Origin of the sequence: Glutamicibacter sp. V16R2B1 (assembly GCF_005774635.1) — a bacterium.
Classification (GTDB): domain Bacteria; phylum Actinomycetota; class Actinomycetes; order Actinomycetales; family Micrococcaceae; genus Glutamicibacter; species Glutamicibacter creatinolyticus.
In genome coordinates this window covers 182,605-200,127 of record NZ_VATX01000015.1, presented here as the reverse complement: position 1 = coordinate 200,127, position 17,523 = coordinate 182,605, and the positions used below count along the sequence as shown (strand labels likewise).

19 protein-coding genes are annotated in these 17,523 nt (G+C 66.2%); 6 read left to right on the top strand and 13 right to left on the bottom strand.

Annotated features, from left to right (window positions below; genetic code table 11):
* Positions 1-52 precede the first annotated feature (52 nt).
* Complete coding sequence (locus tag FDN03_RS10965; RefSeq protein WP_138176950.1) at positions 53-463, top strand: PLDc N-terminal domain-containing protein; 411 nt, start codon at positions 53-55, stop codon at positions 461-463.
* Positions 464-485: 22 nt separating this feature from the next.
* Here the strand turns inward: FDN03_RS10965 and FDN03_RS10960 are convergent, their stop codons facing one another.
* The 6 genes from FDN03_RS10960 to FDN03_RS10935 form a co-directional block, all read right to left on the bottom strand.
* Positions 486-956: a hemerythrin domain-containing protein gene (locus FDN03_RS10960; RefSeq protein WP_138176947.1), complete on the bottom strand. Its 471-nt coding sequence runs from the start codon at positions 954-956 to the stop codon at positions 486-488.
* Between the two features lie 228 nt (positions 957-1,184).
* Positions 1,185-2,222 carry a c-type cytochrome biogenesis protein CcsB gene (gene ccsB, locus FDN03_RS10955; protein ID WP_138177577.1) on the bottom strand — a complete coding sequence of 346 codons (1,038 nt, stop codon included), beginning with the start codon at positions 2,220-2,222 and terminating at the stop codon, positions 1,185-1,187.
* A 7-nt stretch (positions 2,223-2,229) separates the two neighbouring features.
* Entirely contained in the window at positions 2,230-3,810 is a 1,581-nt protein-coding gene (locus FDN03_RS10950) for a cytochrome c biogenesis protein ResB (protein ID WP_249354544.1), read from the bottom strand.
* Positions 3,811-3,974: 164 nt separating this feature from the next.
* A complete protein-coding gene (locus FDN03_RS10945; RefSeq protein WP_138177575.1) occupies positions 3,975-4,736 on the bottom strand; it encodes a cytochrome c biogenesis protein CcdA in 762 nt (253 codons plus the stop codon).
* Between the two features lie 2 nt (positions 4,737-4,738).
* Complete coding sequence (locus FDN03_RS10940; RefSeq protein ID WP_138176941.1) at positions 4,739-5,359, bottom strand: TlpA disulfide reductase family protein; 621 nt, start codon at positions 5,357-5,359, stop codon at positions 4,739-4,741.
* A 5-nt stretch (positions 5,360-5,364) separates the two neighbouring features.
* Positions 5,365-6,027 (bottom strand): histidine phosphatase family protein, encoded by a 663-nt coding sequence (locus FDN03_RS10935; RefSeq protein ID WP_138176938.1) that lies wholly within the window; start codon positions 6,025-6,027, stop codon positions 5,365-5,367.
* Positions 6,028-6,205: 178 nt separating this feature from the next.
* On the opposite strand from FDN03_RS10935, the gene FDN03_RS10930 reads away from it, so the two are divergent.
* Both FDN03_RS10930 and FDN03_RS10925 read left to right on the top strand, forming a co-directional pair.
* A complete protein-coding gene (locus FDN03_RS10930) occupies positions 6,206-6,970 on the top strand; it encodes a hypothetical protein (RefSeq protein ID WP_054821902.1) in 765 nt (254 codons plus the stop codon).
* Between the two features lie 155 nt (positions 6,971-7,125).
* Complete coding sequence (locus FDN03_RS10925; protein WP_138176935.1) at positions 7,126-9,120, top strand: KUP/HAK/KT family potassium transporter; 1,995 nt, start codon at positions 7,126-7,128, stop codon at positions 9,118-9,120.
* A gap of 17 nt (positions 9,121-9,137) precedes the next feature.
* Here the strand turns inward: FDN03_RS10925 and FDN03_RS10920 are convergent, their stop codons facing one another.
* Together FDN03_RS10920 and FDN03_RS10915 are read right to left on the bottom strand one after the other, a co-directional pair.
* Positions 9,138-9,821 (bottom strand): redox-sensing transcriptional repressor Rex, encoded by a 684-nt coding sequence (locus FDN03_RS10920; RefSeq protein ID WP_283205485.1) that lies wholly within the window; start codon positions 9,819-9,821, stop codon positions 9,138-9,140.
* A 44-nt stretch (positions 9,822-9,865) separates the two neighbouring features.
* Complete coding sequence (locus tag FDN03_RS10915; RefSeq protein WP_246049548.1) at positions 9,866-10,114, bottom strand: glutaredoxin family protein; 249 nt, start codon at positions 10,112-10,114, stop codon at positions 9,866-9,868.
* A 115-nt stretch (positions 10,115-10,229) separates the two neighbouring features.
* On the opposite strand from FDN03_RS10915, the gene FDN03_RS10910 reads away from it, so the two are divergent.
* On the top strand, positions 10,230-11,048 hold the full coding sequence (locus FDN03_RS10910; protein ID WP_138176933.1) for an HAD-IB family hydrolase: 819 nt from the start codon (positions 10,230-10,232) through the stop codon (positions 11,046-11,048).
* 190 nt (positions 11,049-11,238) lie between these two features.
* Here the strand turns inward: FDN03_RS10910 and FDN03_RS10905 are convergent, their stop codons facing one another.
* The 5 genes from FDN03_RS10905 to FDN03_RS10885 all read right to left on the bottom strand — a co-directional run bounded on the left by FDN03_RS10905 (position 11,239) and on the right by FDN03_RS10885 (position 15,117).
* Positions 11,239-11,337 carry an AURKAIP1/COX24 domain-containing protein gene (locus FDN03_RS10905; RefSeq protein WP_019174583.1) on the bottom strand — a complete coding sequence of 33 codons (99 nt, stop codon included), beginning with the start codon at positions 11,335-11,337 and terminating at the stop codon, positions 11,239-11,241.
* Positions 11,338-11,486: 149 nt separating this feature from the next.
* Positions 11,487-11,711: a helix-turn-helix domain-containing protein gene (locus FDN03_RS10900; protein ID WP_054822018.1), complete on the bottom strand. Its 225-nt coding sequence runs from the start codon at positions 11,709-11,711 to the stop codon at positions 11,487-11,489.
* A 273-nt stretch (positions 11,712-11,984) separates the two neighbouring features.
* Positions 11,985-13,328 (bottom strand): NADP-specific glutamate dehydrogenase, encoded by a 1,344-nt coding sequence (gene gdhA, locus FDN03_RS10895; RefSeq protein ID WP_138176930.1) that lies wholly within the window; start codon positions 13,326-13,328, stop codon positions 11,985-11,987.
* A gap of 159 nt (positions 13,329-13,487) precedes the next feature.
* Positions 13,488-13,955, bottom strand: coding sequence for a metalloregulator ArsR/SmtB family transcription factor (locus FDN03_RS10890; RefSeq protein WP_249354513.1), 468 nt, complete (start codon positions 13,953-13,955; stop codon positions 13,488-13,490).
* Between the two features lie 46 nt (positions 13,956-14,001).
* Positions 14,002-15,117 (bottom strand): acetoin utilization protein AcuC, encoded by a 1,116-nt coding sequence (locus tag FDN03_RS10885; RefSeq protein ID WP_138177570.1) that lies wholly within the window; start codon positions 15,115-15,117, stop codon positions 14,002-14,004.
* Between the two features lie 253 nt (positions 15,118-15,370).
* On the opposite strand from FDN03_RS10885, the gene FDN03_RS10880 reads away from it, so the two are divergent.
* Together FDN03_RS10880 and FDN03_RS10875 are read left to right on the top strand one after the other, a co-directional pair.
* Positions 15,371-16,804, top strand: coding sequence for a potassium transporter TrkG (locus tag FDN03_RS10880; RefSeq protein ID WP_138176924.1), 1,434 nt, complete (start codon positions 15,371-15,373; stop codon positions 16,802-16,804).
* Positions 16,797-17,468: a TrkA family potassium uptake protein gene (locus tag FDN03_RS10875; RefSeq protein WP_054821453.1), complete on the top strand. Its 672-nt coding sequence runs from the start codon at positions 16,797-16,799 to the stop codon at positions 17,466-17,468. The genes FDN03_RS10880 and FDN03_RS10875 overlap by 8 nt, the downstream gene beginning before the upstream one ends.
* Positions 17,469-17,523: the final 55 nt, after the last annotated feature.

The following is a 17,523-nucleotide window of genomic DNA, read 5'->3' as shown; positions in this document are numbered from 1 at the left end:
ATAGTCCAGTCTACCGAGCAATAAGCCGAGGTATTTTTACTAGACTAGGTATATGGTCCGCTTTATTATCTTCGCAGCACTCGTCGCGGTTGCGGTAACGATCTACACCCTGATCGACTGTGCCCGCACCGACCGCCATCAGGTGCGCTCGCTTCCCAAGGCGGCGTGGCTCGTGGTGATCCTGCTGCTGCCGCTGATCGGCGCCGGACTGTGGTACGTGCTGGGTCGTCCCGGCGTCTTCTCCGCCCCGGCCGCCGCCCCGCGCAGCAACGCGCCGGATGACGACGAGGACTTCCTGCGTCAGCTTGAGGTGTGGCGCCGCCAGCAGCAGCGTGAAGCCGAACTGAACCAGCGTGAGGCGGATCTCAAGCGCAAGGAAGCCGAATCCGGTGAGGATCATACCGATCCGGAGGACCACAACCACAACGGTTCTGCGGGCAATCCGAACTCCAAGGACAACTAGTCCCCACCCCGGCGGGCTGCTCCTAGGCGCTGGCCCGGGCGCCCCGCCACCCCTCGGGCATCTGCCCGGTGGCCAAGAACTCCCCCAGCCGGCGTGCCGCGGCATCCTCCAGCCCCTCATCGGCCTGCGGGTAGATGATGGGCTCTTCCTTCGCGTTGTGCTTCTCCAGCGTCTGCAGCAGCCGCTGACACAGCTGGCGGGCTTCTGCCCCGCCCCACTGCCCCTGGCGCTGATCCAGGGCGTCCAGCAGGTCCCACAGCCGCCCGTGCTCACGCTCCATCACAAACAGGGCCATATCCAGTGACCCGCCACGCAACGACGGGAAGAGGATCACCTCCTCCAGGTAAATGTGCCGCCGCAGGGCCGCCAGGGCGGCCCCCAGGGACTCCCTGGCCCGGGCACCGGTGGCTTGGCGGGCCAGGAAGTCCTCAATCCCCGAATCAATCCGGCGGTGTTCGGCCTCCAGCGCCGCCGCCAGCTGCTCTCCGCTCATGGTCGTTCCCCTTCCCGGCCCCAAGTCCGCCCACCGATAGGTGGCCAAGCCGCGTGCCTGCGGCAGCGTCGCCTGGGGCTTTCTTGTCTCCAGCGTCATCCCGGCCCGGGCGGAAGTCAACCAGAACAGGGAACGGTCAAGCCCGCGCCGATGATGCCACCGCGGAGGGTAAAGACAAAAAGGGCGCCGACGCAGTTGACCGCGTCGGCGCCCTGAGTACTGCCGGGACTAGATTCCGGCGTAGGAATGCAGGCCGTTGAAGTAGATGTTGACCACCGTAAAGTTGAAGATCACGCAACCGTAGCCGATGATCGACAGCCAAGCCGAACGCGGCCCGGTCCAGCCACCGGTGGCACGCGCGTGCAGGTAGCCGGCATAGACCACCCAGATCACGAATGACCATACTTCCTTCGGGTCCCAACCCCAGTAGCGTCCCCAGGCCGCCTCGGCCCAGATGGCGCCGGCCATCACGGTGAAGGTCCACATCACGAACGCGATGGTGTTGATCCGGTAGGCGAAGTTCTCCAGGGCACCGGCCCCGGGCACCAGACGCATGAACGGCAGCCGGTCGTTCTTGCCCTCGGCCAGGCGGTTCATCCGGGAGTGCTGCAGCAGCTGCAGCACGTTCATGGCGAAGCTGATGGAGAACAATGCCGAGGCCAGCACCGCGATGGACACGTGGATCACAATCCAGGGGCTCTGCAGCGCCGGCACCAGGTGGCCAACCGGGGTGGGGAAGCCGATGGTGGCCGCGCACAGCATCAGGGTCACCAGTCCGATGATGAAGGTGCCCATGAAGCGCAGGTCCTTCAGCAGCAGTGCCACCACGTACACGGCCGCGACCACGAACGCACCGGTGGTGAGGAACTCGTACATGTTGCCCCAGGGCACCCGGTTCGCGGCCAGCGCCCGGGAAACCACGGCGAAACCGTGCATCAGCACGCCCAGCCAGGTCAGCACGACGGCGATGCGGGCCATGCCGCGTTTGGCGGAGCTGGCGGTGTAGGTCATCTTGTCGTTGACCACGTGCTCGCCCATCAGATCGGCGCGCGCGTTCTTGGTCCGCCGCGGCTTTCCACCCGGGGCGCCGGCGGTCACCAACGACTTCTGGTCGCTTTGCAGGGCGGCGGCGTCCAGTTCGGCGATGGTCTTGTTCGACTGCACCAGATCCAGTGCGTAGAAGATGAACGCGACCGCGTACACCATGGCCGACAGCAGCATGAACAGCTGGCTGTACACCCCAAGGGTCTCGTTAATGGGTTCCAAGGCGCTGTTAGTGCCCACGGTCTTCTCCTAGTTCCTGCTCGTCCGAATCCGGCTCATCAGCCACCGGCCATGTTTTCTCAAAGATGCGCCGCAGTTCGCGGGCCTCGTTTTCCAGCCGCGGGTCCTCGCCGCGGGCCAGCAGCGCGAACTCGACGCCGCGCTGCCCACCCTCATCGGTGAGCTTGACCCACACGCGCCGGCGCGGGGTGAACAGCGAAACCGCCAGCCCCACCAGGGCCAGCCCGGCGAAGATCGCAATCGGCAGCTTGCCCGGGTCGGCGTTGATGTCCACCGCGATGTACCGCTTCAAGTCCTCGAAGGTGATGCTACCGGCATTGTCCGGCAATTCGTAGGTCTGCCCGGCTTCCAGGATGATGCCGCCGGCGTCCTGGGAACGCGAGTTCAGCTCGGTCATCTTCTCGGTGTCCAGTACGTACACGTTCTGCGGCACCCCGTCATCCACGCCCAAATCCCCGGCGTAGGAGTTCAGGTGCAGCTGCGGGTTGATGGCGTTGGGGTCCCCGGAGATGCCAAAGCCGTTCTCGTCCAGCATCGCGGTGGGCAGCAGGAATCCCTGGAAGCCCAGCTGTTCGGGCTTGGCGTCGGGGACCTTGGCCACCATCAGGGAGGTGTACACCGAGTCCTGCGGCACCGAAACCACCGGGCCGGAGAATGCCACATCCCCGTTGCCGTCACGCACCGTGACCACCGGGGCGTAGCCGTTACCCACCAGGTACACATCCGCGCCGTTGATGCGCAGCGGATGGTTGACCTTCAGCTCTTCCTTTTCCGGCTCCGCGTCCGGGGAGCGCCGGGTGGTCACGTGCGCGGTGAAGTCCAGCGGCTGGCCGAAGTGGGTTTCGGATTCCCGGTCGAAGAGGATGTCGAACTTGTCCAGGGTCACCGAATACGGTTCCAGGTTCTTGGCATCAAAATAGGTGCCCGGGGAGAAGGAGTCGTAGGAAACCAGCGAGTTCACGAACGTCTCGCCCTCCACGATGACCCGCTGCCCGCCGTAGCCGAAGGCCCCGCCCAGGGCCATGGACAACAGCACGCCGACCAGGGAGATGTGGAAGGTCAGGTTGCCGATTTCACGGGTGTAGCCGCGTTCGGCGGCCACCGAGGCCCCGGCCCCGCTCCCCCGGGCCTCGGCGCGGTAGCCGCGGCGCTTGAGGATCTTGTGGGCGGTGGCGATGACCTCGTCCTCGCCGGGCAGCTGCCCGGCGCTGGCGGCAAATTCCAGGCGGGTGTACTGCGGCAGCCGGTTCAAGCGCGCGGGGGTGCGCGGCGGCGGGGTGCGCAGCGCCTTGGCGTGCTTCTTGATGCGCGGGATGATGCAGCCGACCAGCGAAATGAACAGCAGAATGTAGATCGCGGAGAACCACGCCGAGGAGTACACGTCAAAGAGCTGGAAGCGGTCCAGCCACGGCGCGCTGTCCGGGTTGTCCACGAAGTACTGGTTCACCATTTCCGGGTTCACCCGACGCTGCGGGAAAATCGAGCCCGGCACCGCGGCGACCGCCAATAGCAGCAGCAGGAACAGCGCGGTGGGCATGGAGGTCAGCTGGGTCCAGATCCAGCGCAGCATGCCCAGCGGGCCCAGGGCCGGGGCATCGCCCCGGTAGTTTTTCCCGCCCTTGCCCTTGCGGGGCTTGGTGGCACCGCCGGTGCCGCGGCCGGCCGCGGTGCTCCCGGCGGTACCGGGTGCGTCGGCAGGTGCGGACGGGTGCGGGGTGTGATCGCGTTGTGCCATCAGATCGGCAACCTCACTTCATTGGCAAACCAGTTCTGCAATTCGGCCACCCAGCTGCCCCACAGGCCGGTGGCCATGACGATGCCCAGCGCAATCAGCAATCCGCCGCCAAAGCGCATGATCGCCAGTTGGTGCCGGCGGAAGAAGTCCAAGGTGCCCATGCCGCGGCGCATCCCCAGGGCGATCAGCACGAACGGCACGCCCAATCCCAGGCAGTAGAAGAAGGTCAGCAGCGCGCCGCGGGCCACGTTCGCGTCGGTGCCGGTGCTCATGATCAGCACCGCCGAGAGGGTCGGGCCAATGCACGGGGCCCAGCCCAGGCCGAAAGTCAGCCCGAGCACCGGGGCTCCCCACAACCCGGCCGGGGGCCGGCGGTGGATCTTGCGGTCGCGCTGCAGGAAGGAGATCCCGCCCATGAACACCACGCCCATGATGATCACCACCACGCCCAGCAGCTGGGTCACCCAGGCGCCGTTGAAGCGCATCCACGCGGTCACCTGGCTGAAGAGCACCCCGGCGGAGATGAACACCACCGAGAACCCCAGGATGAACAGCAGCACCCCGGCCAACACCCGGCCGCGACGGTGTTCACGCAGATCCGCCCCGGTCAGCCCGGTGACGTATCCCAGATACCCGGGCACCAGCGGCAGCACGCAGGGAGAGAGGAAGGAGACCAGCCCGGCCAGCAGGGCCACCGGTCCGGCAAGAAACAGCGACCCGTCCAGCGCGATCTGGGAAAACTGGTTGGTCGTCACGGCCAGGTTCACAGTTCCTCGTTCAGTCCAGACTTGATCAGGGCACGCAGGGTGGTTTCCTCCACGGCACCGATCACCCGGGCGCGCACCCGGCCCTGGCGGTCGAGCACCAGGGTGGTGGGCACCGCCTGCAGCGGCACGTACTGGGTCATGGCCAGCTGGATCTTCCCGTCGGTGTCCTGCACGGACTCATAGGGGATCTTAAAGGTGCGTTCGAAGGCCAGCGCCGCTTCCTTCTCATCACGCACGTTCACGCCCAAGAAATGGACCTTTTCCCCGAATTCCTCGCTGAGCTTGCGCAGGTGCGGGGCCTCGATGCGGCACGGGGCGCAGGCGGCGTACCAGAAGTTCATGACCACCGGGGCGCCCTGGAACTGGGCCAGGTCCACCTTGGTGCCCTGGTAGGTGCTGGCGCTGATCTGCACCGGGTCGGTGCGCTTTTCGACCGCGTATTCCTCCACCGCGCCGTCCCCGGCGATGTAGTTCTTGTTGTCCCCGCTGCGGGCCTGTTCGGCCAGCGGGTCATCGGTGGCGCAGGCGGCCAGCGGAATCACCGCGGCGGCCAGGAACGCCGAACGCAACAGGCTCCGCCGCCCGATGCGTGCTGCGGGATTCGACGAATCAGTCATGGGTGTCAGGCTCCAGGGATGTTTGCGGCACCGGCCAGCAGGTCGGCGCACGGTTCGTGGTACGACAGGTTCACCAACTGGTCGTCCGAGAATTCAAAACTGGTGATCGAGGTCAGCGTGCATTCGCGCTGGCGCGGATCATGCCACAGGCGCTGGCCCTGGGAGGCGCGGCGGGTCACCCAGATCGGCAGCTGATGGGAGACGATGACCACCTCGGCGCCGTCCCCGGCCTCGGCGACCGCGGCCCTGCGGTGCTCCTGCATGGCCAGGCGCATCCGATCGACCTGTTCGCTGTAGGGTTCGCCCCAGGAGGGCTTGAGCGGGTTGATGATGTAGGGCCAGTAGCGCGGCTCCCGCAGGCGGTTGGCAATGCGGGACAGACCCTCAAAACGGTTCCCGGCCTCGATGACCCGCTCATCGGTGAGGATCGGCAGTTCCAGGGCCGCGGCGGTGGGGGCAGCGGTTTGCTGGGCCCGCAGCAGCGGGGAGGCGACCAGGCGCACCAGTTTCGCGCCCTCCGCGGCCTGCTCGCCGAAGTACTTTCCGGCGCGTTCGGCCATTTCCATTCCCAGTTCGGATAACCCGTAACCGGGGATCCGCCCGTAGAGGATGCGATCGGGGTTCTGCACTTCCCCATGGCGCAGCAAATGGACGGTCGATTTAGGCATGGACTCATTCTCTCAAAGATTTTCGGGAAAACCGTCGGATTGTGGCCACACTCAAGTTTTCACAGCCTGCGCATGGGATTCGCATATACAAAAACCATCCTTTCGGAGGTGTCCGGCGCAAACCCCCATCCACTAGGGTTGTGGTAGATAATCCAGCAGTCGCATGAAGGAAGTTCCCATGAGTTCCACTGACCCGAACCAGCCCGGCGACCAGCCGCAGGGTTCCACGCCCTACAACCCCTACGGGGGTGCGGCGCCCCAACCCCCGGCGTACGGCTCCAACCCGTACGGGCAGCCGGATCCTTCGCAACAATCCAATCCCTATGCCCAGCCCCCGCAGTACGCCTACCCGCCAGCCGGCGGGTACGCTCCGGTGCAGCCCCCGGCAGAGCGTCCCCGCACCCTGCAGTTGGCGTTCTGGCTGATCCTGGCCGCCGGTGTGGTCTCGGCCCTGAGCAGCTGGCTGCTGGACCGCACCCAGTTCTTCGCCGGCATCATCCGTTCGGAGTGGGACCTGTTCCAGTCCGAACTGCGCCGCCAGATGGAAGCGGATCCGAGCCTGGGCAATGACCCGCAGCTGCAGCAGATGCTGGAGAACCCCGACCAGATGATGAACGCGATTTCCGGGGCGATGACCGCCTTCACCATGGTCTCGATTGTCCTGACCCTGATCGCCTACTTCCTGGTTGGCTTCTTCGTTGGCCGCGGCGTGAACGCCATGCGCATCATCGCCACCATCCTAGCCGCCCTGTCGCTGCTGGGCCTGCTGAGCGTGGTGCCGACCATCGCCATGTACGCCAATGCCGCGGACGTGGGAATGCTGACCACCGCCTACGTGGCCAGCGTGCTGCTGGGCATCGCCGGCGTCGTGTGCTCCTGGCTGCGTCCTTCCAGCCAGTACATTGCCCAGCGCCGCGCCGCCCGGCAGGCCGGCTACCGCTAGACCACACCCGCTCACCCAGCCTTCGAACCCCACCGGCACCGGCCTCACGGCCCGGAGCGCCGGTGGGGTTCGGTCGTTAACGCCTGGCCGGTTCCCGAGAAAAATATCCCCGGTCCACCGGTTCCTTTCCCCGTAAAGGGGCGCACAATAAGGTCATGGTTGCCCAGCACCGGACCAGCAGGCCGCACCACCGCCCGAACCGTTTTCCAAGGTCGGACCCGTCACCTCAGGCAAAGCGCGCCGCCGCCGGGCCCAACCGGGGCCGCGGCATCAGCTCCCAGGGCGCGGCCACGGCGGGGCTGGGGGCCCTGGGGGTGGTCTTTGGGGATATCGGCACCAGTCCGCTGTACGCGTTGCACACCGCCTTCAGCATGGAGCACAACGCGGTGCCCGTGGACGCCGAGAACCTCTACGGGGTGATCTCCATGGTGTTGTGGACACTGACCCTGATCGTCACGGTGAAGTATGTGCTGCTGGTGACCCGGGCGGACAACCATGGGCAGGGCGGGATCCTGGCGCTACTGGGGCTGCTGCGCTCCCGGCTGACCTCCGCCCGAGGCATGGTGCTGGTCACCGTGCTGGCGATGGCCGGGGCGGCGCTGTTCTTCGGCGACTCAGTGATCACCCCGGCAATCTCCGTGCTCAGCGCCGTGGAGGGGCTGGCCACCGTCTCCCCGGCCCTGGCCGGGCTCATCCTCCCGGCGGCCGTGGCCGTGCTGCTGGTTTTGTTCGCCATCCAGCCCTTCGGCACCGGCAGGGTCGCCCGCGCCCTGGGACCGATCATGCTCGGCTGGTTCCTCCTCCTGGCGGCGCTGGGGCTGCCGCAGATCGCCGCGCACCCGCAGATCCTGCTGGGATTGTCCCCACAGTGGGCCGGCCTGCTGCTGCTGAACCACCCGGTGCAGGGGTTCATCCTGTTTGGGGCGATCGTGCTGACGGTGACCGGGGCCGAGGCCCTGTACGCGGACATGGGCCTGTTCGGCGCCCGGGCGGTGCGCCGGGCATGGCTGTGGGTGGTGATGCCCGCCCTGCTGCTGGTGTACCTGGGGCAGGGCGCCCTGGTGCTGGGTACCCCGCAGGCGGTGGAAAACCCGATGTTCTACCTGGCCCCGCCGGTCCTGCGGGTGCCGCTGGTCATCTATGCCACGCTGGCCACCGTGATCGCCTCCCAGGCGGTGATTGCCGGGGCCTACTCGGTGACCCGCCAGGCGATGCGGCTGGGGTTGCTGCCCCGGCTGAGCGTGAAGTACACCTCCCGGCGCGACGAGGAACAAATCTACCTTCCCGGCGTGAACTGGGTACTGTTGGCAGCGGTGCTCACCGTGATGGTGGTCGCCGGGTCCTCGTCCGGGCTGGCCAACGCCTACGGCCTGGCGGTGACCGGGACCCTGTTGCTGGAATCGGTGATCTTCCTGATCTTCGCGGTGCTGGTGTGGCGCTGGCGCTGGTGGAAGGTCGGAGCCTACCTGCTGGCCATCGGACTGCTGGAAGTGGTGCTGCTGGCGGCGAACTCGGCCAAGCTGCTTTCCGGGGGCTGGGTGCCGCTGGCCCTGGCCGGGGGCATGCTGGTGGTGATGACCACCTGGCAGCGCGGGTTCCGCACCGTGGCGGCCTACCGGGCCGAGCTGGAGGGCTCATTCAGCGGCTTTGTGGAAGCACTGTCCGCCACCAACCTGCGCCGTACGGCCGGGGTGGCGGTCTTCCCGCACCCGAACCTGCACAGCACTCCCCTGTCGTTGCTGCTGTGCACCCGGATTTTCCGGATGCTGCACGAACAAGTGGTGATCGTGCGGATTGCCTACGCGCACCGCCCGCACGTACCGGTGCACTCGCGCTTTGAGGTGGACCAGCATTTGAGCGCCAGCCACGGCATCACCCGGATCACCATCCATACCGGCTACCTGGACCGGCAGAACATTCCGGCGAACCTGGCGCTGGTGCACGACCAGGTGCCCGAGTGCGACATCGATTTCAGCCAGGCGCTGTATTTCCTCTCGGTGCTCACCCTGCACAGCCCGCACCCGGAAAGCCTGCGCCGATGGCGGCGCAGGCTGTTTGTGGCATTGGAGAAGAACCAGGCCCCGCGCGCGGAAATGTTCCAGCTGCCGCCCGAACGCACCATCGTGCTCGGCTCCGAGGTGCGGCTCTGAGGTGGAGCCCAAGAATCCTAGGTTTCGGTCCCCAGCCCGGACAGTGGCCCCTGCCCGGTTTCCAGGTCGTTGCGCACCGCATGGTAGGCCAGGATCTGCAGTTCGGTGGACAGATCCACCCGGCGCACCTCCACCCCCCTGGGGGCACGGATGACGTGCGGGGCGAAGCTGAGGATGCTTTTCACCCCGGCATCGGCCAGCTGGTCCACCAGCGGCTGGGCCGCCGCGCCGGGCACCGCCAGCACCGCGATGTTGATCTGCTGCTCGGTGACCACGGCGCCCAGTTCGGCTGCGTCGCGCACCACCAGTTCCCCGACCCGATGCCCCACAAGGTCCGGGTCGCTGTCCAGAATGGCCTTGACGTGGAAGCCGCGGGAACGGAATCCGGCGTACCCGCTCAGGGCGCGCCCGAGGTTGCCGGCCCCGACGATCAGGACCCGCCAGTCCTGATCCAGGCCCAGGGTGCGGCTGATGTGGTCGGCCAGTTCGCGCACCACGTAGCCCACCCCGCGGGTGCCGTAGGAGCCCAGCAGCGACAGGTCCTTGCGCAGGATCGCCGGATTCACACCGGCCGCCTCGGCCAGGACCCCCGAACTGGTGCGTTCCACGCCCTGGGTGTCCAGGGCGTTCAAGGCCCGCAGGTACTGCGTTAGACGCATCAGCGTGGCCTCGGGCAGGATTCGCGGTTCGGATAGGGGCAAGGAGGGCTCTTTCGGTTGTGGTCAGCGGCGGAACGGGCTGCGGCCTAGTGCTCGCGCAGCAGGCGCTCGAGCCGTTGCGGGTCGATTCGCCAGAAGTCCCGGACCTGCCCGTCGATCAGCAGCACCGGCACCTCTTCATGGTGTTGCTCACGCAATTCTGGGCGGGTGTCGATGTCCACTTCACTGAAGCTCATTCCCAGGCGCGAGGTCACCTCGGCCACGGTCTGGCGGGCGGCAGCGCACAAATGGCATTCCTGGCGCACCAACAGTTGGATTTCGGGAGTCTGTTTCACCCTTCCATGTTCTCACGCCGCATCCCGGGCACGGGTGTTGGCGCCGCTTTGCGACGCCCCGCCCGGGGCCGGCCCCTCGGGAAGAAGCGCAGGGCCACCGGCTAAACTTGGGCTAATGGAAGCCAACGAAGTACGGGACACTGCGCAGCATCCTGCCCCCACCGAGGGGCGGATCGCGGCGTTCTTTGACGTTGACAACACCCTGGTGCGCGGAGCCTCGCTGTACGCGGTGGCCCGCAAGATGCACCAGCACAAGTTCTTCCACTTCCGCGAGGTGCTGTTCTTCGCGCTCAAGCAGCTCAGCTTCCTGGCCCGTGGGGAGCACCTGGGCGACATCACCGCCATCCGTGACCGCGCCCTGGACATGGTGCGCGGGGTGAAGGTCGAGCAGATGCGCGAGCTCGGGGATGAGATCTATGACGAATTCATTCACCCCAAGCTGTGGGGCGGGACCGTGGCCATTGCCCGCCAGCACCTGAACGTGGGGCGCGAGGTCTGGCTGGTCACCGCCACCCCCACCGAGGTGGCCGGGGTGATCGCCCGGCGCCTGGAACTGACCGGAGCCCTGGGAACCCGGGTGGAAAGCGAAAACGGGGAATACACCGGACGGCTGACCGGCCCCATCCTGCACGGCGCGGACAAGGCACAGGCTGTGCGGGAGCTGGCCCAGCAGCAGAACATCAACCTCGCCGGGTCCTGGGGATACTCGGATTCCTACAACGACGTGCCGTTGCTGGAGGTTGTCGGCCACCCGGTGGCCATCAACCCCGATGCCCGGCTGCGCGCCTACGCCAAGGAGCGCGGCTGGCAGGTTTATGACTTCCGCACCGGGCAGCGTGCGGCCCGGGTGAGCCTGAAGCTGGCCGGGGTCATTGGCGCCCTGTGGGCGGCCCGGCGCAGCCTGCAGCGGCTGCGGCACGGCGGCGGCCGCTAACCGGTCTCAGCGCCCAGCGCCTCCCCCATCGCCCATCGGGTAGCTGCTTGGTGGGGTGCCGGTGTCGAAGGCGGCCCGGTCCTGCGGCGGCACACCGTCGACAGCTTGGGGATACAACAATCGCCACCGCCAAGGGCAAAGCCTTCGGGCGATGGCGATCATCTCCAAGAACGTGTTTCGCGGTGCGAGACTACTTCTTGTTGCGGCGCTGGTGGCGAGTCTTGCGAAGCAGCTTGCGGTGCTTCTTCTTCGACATACGCTTGCGGCGCTTCTTAACAACTGAGCCCATAGTGGTTCCTCACAGACTAAATAAATGCATCGACCGCGTTACCATCAAGCCAACAAAGGCTTCACGCACGGCCGACCGGACGTTAAACGTTCCTTAATAGGTTACCCGCTCCATGGCCGGTTTCTGACCACGGTCATCCTATCTGCCGTCTACCTGCCGTACGATCCAGTTCCCCTGTGAGGATCGACACCTGCGGCCTGCAGGTAGGCTTCAACGGCGTTTTCCGGAACGCGATAGGAGCGGCCGAACTGCACGGCGGGTAAATCACCGGCGTGGATCAGACGATAAACGGTCATCTTTGAAACACGCATCATCTCGGCCACCTCGGCCACAGTCATGAATCGTGCTCCAGCAAAATTCTGTTTATCCGCCATAGGGGACTTTCTCCTGACGCTGATCTCTGTTTCGTCGCGCTGTCGGCATACATGAACTTCTTCGACTTGTGATCAACGTCGGTAACGTCACGTACACCTTCACCATAGTCTACTGGGTGGCGGACCGCTTTTCGAAGCATGAACACACGCGCACGCGCCAGTAGTTCGCGATCCGCAAGGTGCCGGACACGCCGCGGGCGCGGCCGTGGCTGTCGCCTGCGGCCGCGCCCGCGGTTCCAAGGCCGTGCCCGGCCCGAAGGCCGAAGCCCGGGCCTAGATCAGCCCCTGGGCGAGCATCGCGTCGGCGACCTTCACGAAACCGGCAATGTTCGCCCCGGCCACGTAGTTGCCCGGTACCCCGTATTCCTCGGCCGTGGCCGCGCACCGGTCGTGGATGCCGATCATGATTTCACTCAGGCGGCGCTCGGTGTGGGCGAAGGACCAGGAGTCACGGCTGGCGTTCTGCTGCATTTCCAGCGCGGAGGTGGCCACGCCACCGGCGTTGGCCGCCTTGCCCGGGCCGAAGAGCACCCCGGCGTCCTGGAACAGGGAAACCGCCTGGGCGGTGCAGGGCATGTTCGCGCCTTCGGCCACCGCGATCAGCCCACCGGAAATCATCTTCTTGGCCGAGCTGGCCCCCAACTCGTTCTGGGTGGCGCAGGGAAGGGCGACCGTGCACTTTTCGTCCCACACGTTCCCGTCCGCAACGTAGCGGGCCTTCTTGCTGCCGCGGCGCTTGGCGTATTCGCTGATCCGCTCGCGCTCAACTTCCTTGATCTGGCGCAGCAGCGGAACATCGATGCCGTTCTCATCCACGATGTAGCCGCCCGAATCCGAGGCCGCCACCACGTGGGCGCCGAACTGCTGGGCCTTTTCGATTGCGTGGATCGCCACGTTGCCCGACCCGGAGACCACCACACGCTGGCCCTCAAAGCTGGTGTTGCGGGTGGCGAGCATCTCCTGGGCGAAGAGGACCGCACCGTAGCCGGTGGCTTCCGGACGCACCAGGGACCCACCCCAGCTCAGCCCCTTGCCGGTGAGCACCCCGGACTCGTAGCGGTTGGTGATGCGCTTGTACTGGCCGAACAGGAAGCCGATCTCGCGCCCGCCCACGCCAATGTCCCCGGCCGGGACGTCCGTGTATTCGCCGATGTGCCGGTACAGCTCAGTCATGAAGGACTGGCAGAAGCGCATGACCTCCGCATCGGACTTGCCGCGCGGGTCGAAGTCCGAACCGCCCTTGCCGCCGCCGATGGGCATGCCGGTCAGCGAGTTCTTGAAGATCTGTTCAAAGCCCAGGAACTTTACGGTGCCCAGGTAGACCGAGGGGTGGAAGCGCAGTCCACCCTTGTAGGGGCCCAGCGCGGAGTTGAACTCGACGCGGAAGCCGCGGTTGATCTGAACCCGTCCGGCGTCATCGGTCCACGGCACACGGAAGATGATCTGGCGTTCCGGCTCGCACATGCGCTGCAGGATCGCGGCTTCGGCGTATTCCGGGTGCTTCTGGGAGACGGCTTCGAGGCTCTCGAAAACCTCGGTAACGGCCTGGTGGAATTCGGCTTCCCCGGGATTCCTGCGGAATACCTCATCGCGGATAGTCGCTAAATGCTGGTCCAAGTTACTCTCCTCATCACTTGGGGCAGGCGCTGGGGCAGAGTTCTACCGCAGAACCGGCGTCACTGCCCCACCGAAGAGAATGCCACGGTGGTGCGCGATGTCGGAAATTTTACGTCAATTTTTTTGTGCCGCACGTAACGTTCGGCGGTGGTGCGCAGCCTAGCGTTTGCGCCCGAAACGGGGGAAACGCTCAATCAGTTCATGGGCCCGGCCGGTGACGTGTTCCAGGCTGCGCCCCACGGTGCGTCCCAGCTGCTGGGCGGCGGTGGTGGCCGGGGTGCCGGCGTTCGCGGGCATCACCGCAGCGGTCGCGGCGGTGACCTCGGTGAGCTGCGCGGCGGGCTCCTCCGCCGGCTGCGGCTCGGGCAGGAAGTCCGCGCACCACTGGCCCAGGGTCTCAATGGCGGGCAGGTCCAGGGCATAGATGCGGCGCTGGCCCTGGGCGGTCATGCTCACCAGCGACGCCTCGCGCAGCACCTTCAGGTGCTTGGACACGGTGGGCTGGGAGATCTGCAGGCGCTCGACCAGCATCCCCACGGCCAGGGCCTCGTCCTTCAGTTCCTCCATGATGCGCCGCCGGGTCGGTTCGGCCAGCGCTGCGAACAGTTCATCAATAGCCACAGACATAACCCTAGCGGCATATAGGGCGTTTTGCCGGTAGCCGGTGCCGGGGCTAGTCGAACCAGGGGTCCAGTCCGTAGAGCGGGAAGACTTCCTTGCGGGTGGCGATGATGGAACGGTCCACCGGGTCGGCCGGGTCGTAGCCGATCTCCCAGTTGCGCCACCACAGCTCCGCGTCGTCCCCCATCAGGTACGGCATCGCCTTGCCGTAGGTTTCCAGCACGTAGCGCCGGAAGGTCTCGGGCACATAGGTGCGCAGCGGCACCGGCTTGTCCGCGGCAATCGCGATCAGGTGGCTCCAGGTGCGCGGCACCACGGCGGTGACGTTGTACCCGCCCCCACCGGTGGCGATCCACCGGCCCTCGCAGACCTCATCCGCCAGCTGGGAGATATCCAGCGCCACCTGGCGTTGGGCATCAACGGAGAGCTTCAGGTTGGTCAGGTCATCGTCCCGGTGCGAGTCGCAGCCGTGCTGGGAGACGATCACCTCGGGTTCAAAGGCCTTCACCAGCTGCGGCACCACCGCATGGTAGGCCCGCATCCAGCCGGCGTCCCCGGTCATCGCCGGCAGCGCCAGGTTCACCGCACTTCCACGCGCCCGCTCCCCGCCGATCTCGTTGGCGAACCCGGTGCCGGGAAACAGGCTCATCCCGGATTCGTGGATGGAGATGGTCAGCACCCGCTCGTCATCCCAGAACAGGGATTCGGTGCCGTCCCCGTGGTGCGCGTCCACGTCGATGTAGCACACCCGCTGCACCCCCTGATCCAGCAGGTACTGGATGGCGGCGGCCGCATCGTTGTAGATGCAAAACCCACTGGCCTTCTCCCGCGCCGCATGGTGCATCCCGCCGGCGAAGTTCACCGCCCGCACCGCCTTTTGCTGCACGATGGCCTCGGCGGCGACCAGCGAGCCGCCAAAGAGCCGGGCGCTGGCCTCGTGCATGCCGGCGAACGCCGGATCATCCTCCGTGCCCAGCCCATAGTCCGGGGCCTGGAGGGTGGGGTCCTGGCTGACCCTGCGCACCTGGTCCAGGTAGTCCTGCGAATGCACGGTGAGCAGTTCGCTGTCCGCGGCAACGGTGGGCGGTGCCACCTCCAGGTTCGCCCCGCGCATCACCCCCAGCTCCTGGCTCAGGCGCATGGTCAGCTCCAGGCGGGAGGGATGCATGGGGTGGTAGTCGCTGAACTTGTACTGCAGGTACTTTTCATCCCAGACCACCAGTGTCGGGCGCGGAGCACGTTGAGGTTGTAGCACGTCTTCTACGCTACCGGATTGTGACCGAACTCAATGCGTCGGCTCACATTTGTGCCCCAGTGCTACCTTGGCGCCACGTGCGCCTGCGCGCAGGCGGTGCGGGGCGTAGATTACTCTGAAGAGTCAGTACTTCTATCCCCACTTCTTTCCCGCAGGAGAGGCATCGATGAGCGACCCCATGCAGCAGCGCCCCAGCGGGCCCGCTGACAGCTTGTGGTTACGCAAACGCAAGCAGCTGTTGCGCGTCAAGGCGGCACTGTCCGACTTCACCGCCCGCTCCCCCGCCCGGCTGGCCCTGGGCGCGTTCCTGCTGGTGATCACGCTGTTCACCGCGCTGCTCTCCGCGCCCTTCGCCTCGGCCAGCGGCGAACCCACCGCGCTGCACGACGCGCTGTTCACTGCCGTCTCCGCGGTGTGCGTGACCGGTCTGACCACGGTGAGCACCGCGGTGCACTGGTCGTTCTTTGGCCAGCTGATTCTTCTGGTGGCGATGTTCATTGGCGGGTTGGGGATCCTCACGATCGCCTCCCTGCTCTCCCTGGCGGTGTCCAAGCGCCTGGGCGTGCGCGGCAAGCTGGTGGCGCAAAGTTCGATGAACACGGCCGCGACCTCCACCCTGGGTGAGGTTGGTTCGCTGCTGCGCGTGGTGATCCTGACCGCGATTACCCTGCAGGGTCTGCTCTCGCTGCTGTTGATTCCACGCTTCTACGTGCTGGGCGAAGGCCCGCTCTCGGCGATCTGGCACGGGGTGTTCTACGCCGTCTCGGCGTTTAACAATGTGGGCTTCACCCCGCACTCCAATGGGCTGGTGCCCTATGAGATGGACCTGTGGATCCTGATCCCGCTGATGCTCGGGGTGTTCGTCGGTTCGCTGGGCTTCCCGGTGATCATGGTGTTGGCCGCGCACCGGCTGAACCACCGGCGCTGGACGCTGCATGCGAAGCTGACGCTGCTGACCACCACGATCCTGTTGCTGAGCGGCACCGTGCTGTGGCTGCTCTTTGAATGGAACAACCAGCGCACCATCGGCGGGGAGGATGTCGGGGAGAAGATCGTCAATGCGCTCTTCGCCTCGGTGATGATGCGTTCGGGCGGGATGAACCTGGTGGAGCCCTCCGACATGCAGCCGGTGACGGTGCTGCTGACCGATGCGCTGATGTTCGCCGGCGGCGGCTCGGCCTCCACCGCCGGCGGCATCAAGGTCACCACCATTGCGGTGATGTTCCTGGCGATCTTCGCCGAGGTGCGCGGCGACAAGGAGGTGCGCGCCTTTGGCCGCCGCCTGCCCGAGAGCACCATGCGCGTGGCGATCTCGGTGGTCGTGCTCGGTGCCACGCTGGTGGCGGTGGCGGTGGGGGCGCTGCTGGTCATTGATGACACGCTCTCCTTCCAGCGGGCGCTGTTCGAATCAATCTCCGCTTTTGGCACCGTGGGGCTGAGCATGAATGTTTCGGCCGAACTGCCCCCGGAGGGCAAGTACGTGCTCTCGGCGCTGATGTTCGCCGGGCGCATCGGTAGCATTACCTTGGCAAGCGCGCTGACCATGCGCCAGCGCGATACCCTGTACCAGTTCCCGGAAGAGAGGCCGATCATTGGCTGATAGATCTATTTCGCACAATGCTCCGGTCCTGGTGATCGGGCTGGGCCGTTTCGGCATCGCGGTGGCCGAGCAGCTGGTCAAGCAGGGCCGTGAGGTCCTGGCCATTGAACGTGACCCCGAACTGGTGCAGAAGTGGGCCAGTTCGCTGACCCACGTGGTGGCCGCGGATGCCACGAACATCGACGCGCTTCGCCAGTTGGGCGCCCAGGAATTCTCCTCCGCCGTGGTCGGGGTGGGCACCTCCATCGAGTCCTCCGTGCTGATCACCGTGAACCTGGTGGATCTGGGGATCGAGCACCTGTGGGTCAAGGCGATCACCCCGGCCCACGGCAAGATCCTCACCCGCATCGGGGCGAACCACGTGATCTACCCGGAAGCGGACGCCGGGGTGCGCGCCGCCCACCTGGTGGGCGGGCGGATGCTGGACTTCATCGAATTCGATGACGGGTTCGCGATCGTGAAGATGTACCCGCCGAAGGAAACCCAGGGCTTCACCCTGGCCGAATCCAATGTGCGTTCCAAGTACGGGGTGACGATTGTGGGGGTGAAGTCCCCCGGCGAGGACTTCACCTACGCCGTGCCCGATACGGTGGTCACCCGCCGCGACGTGCTGATCGTCTCCGGCCACGTGGACCTGCTCGAGCGCTTCGCCTCCCGCCCCTAGCCGGGCCCGGACGCCCAAAGACCACGGCCGGCGGCCAGAACCCCGAAGGGTCCAG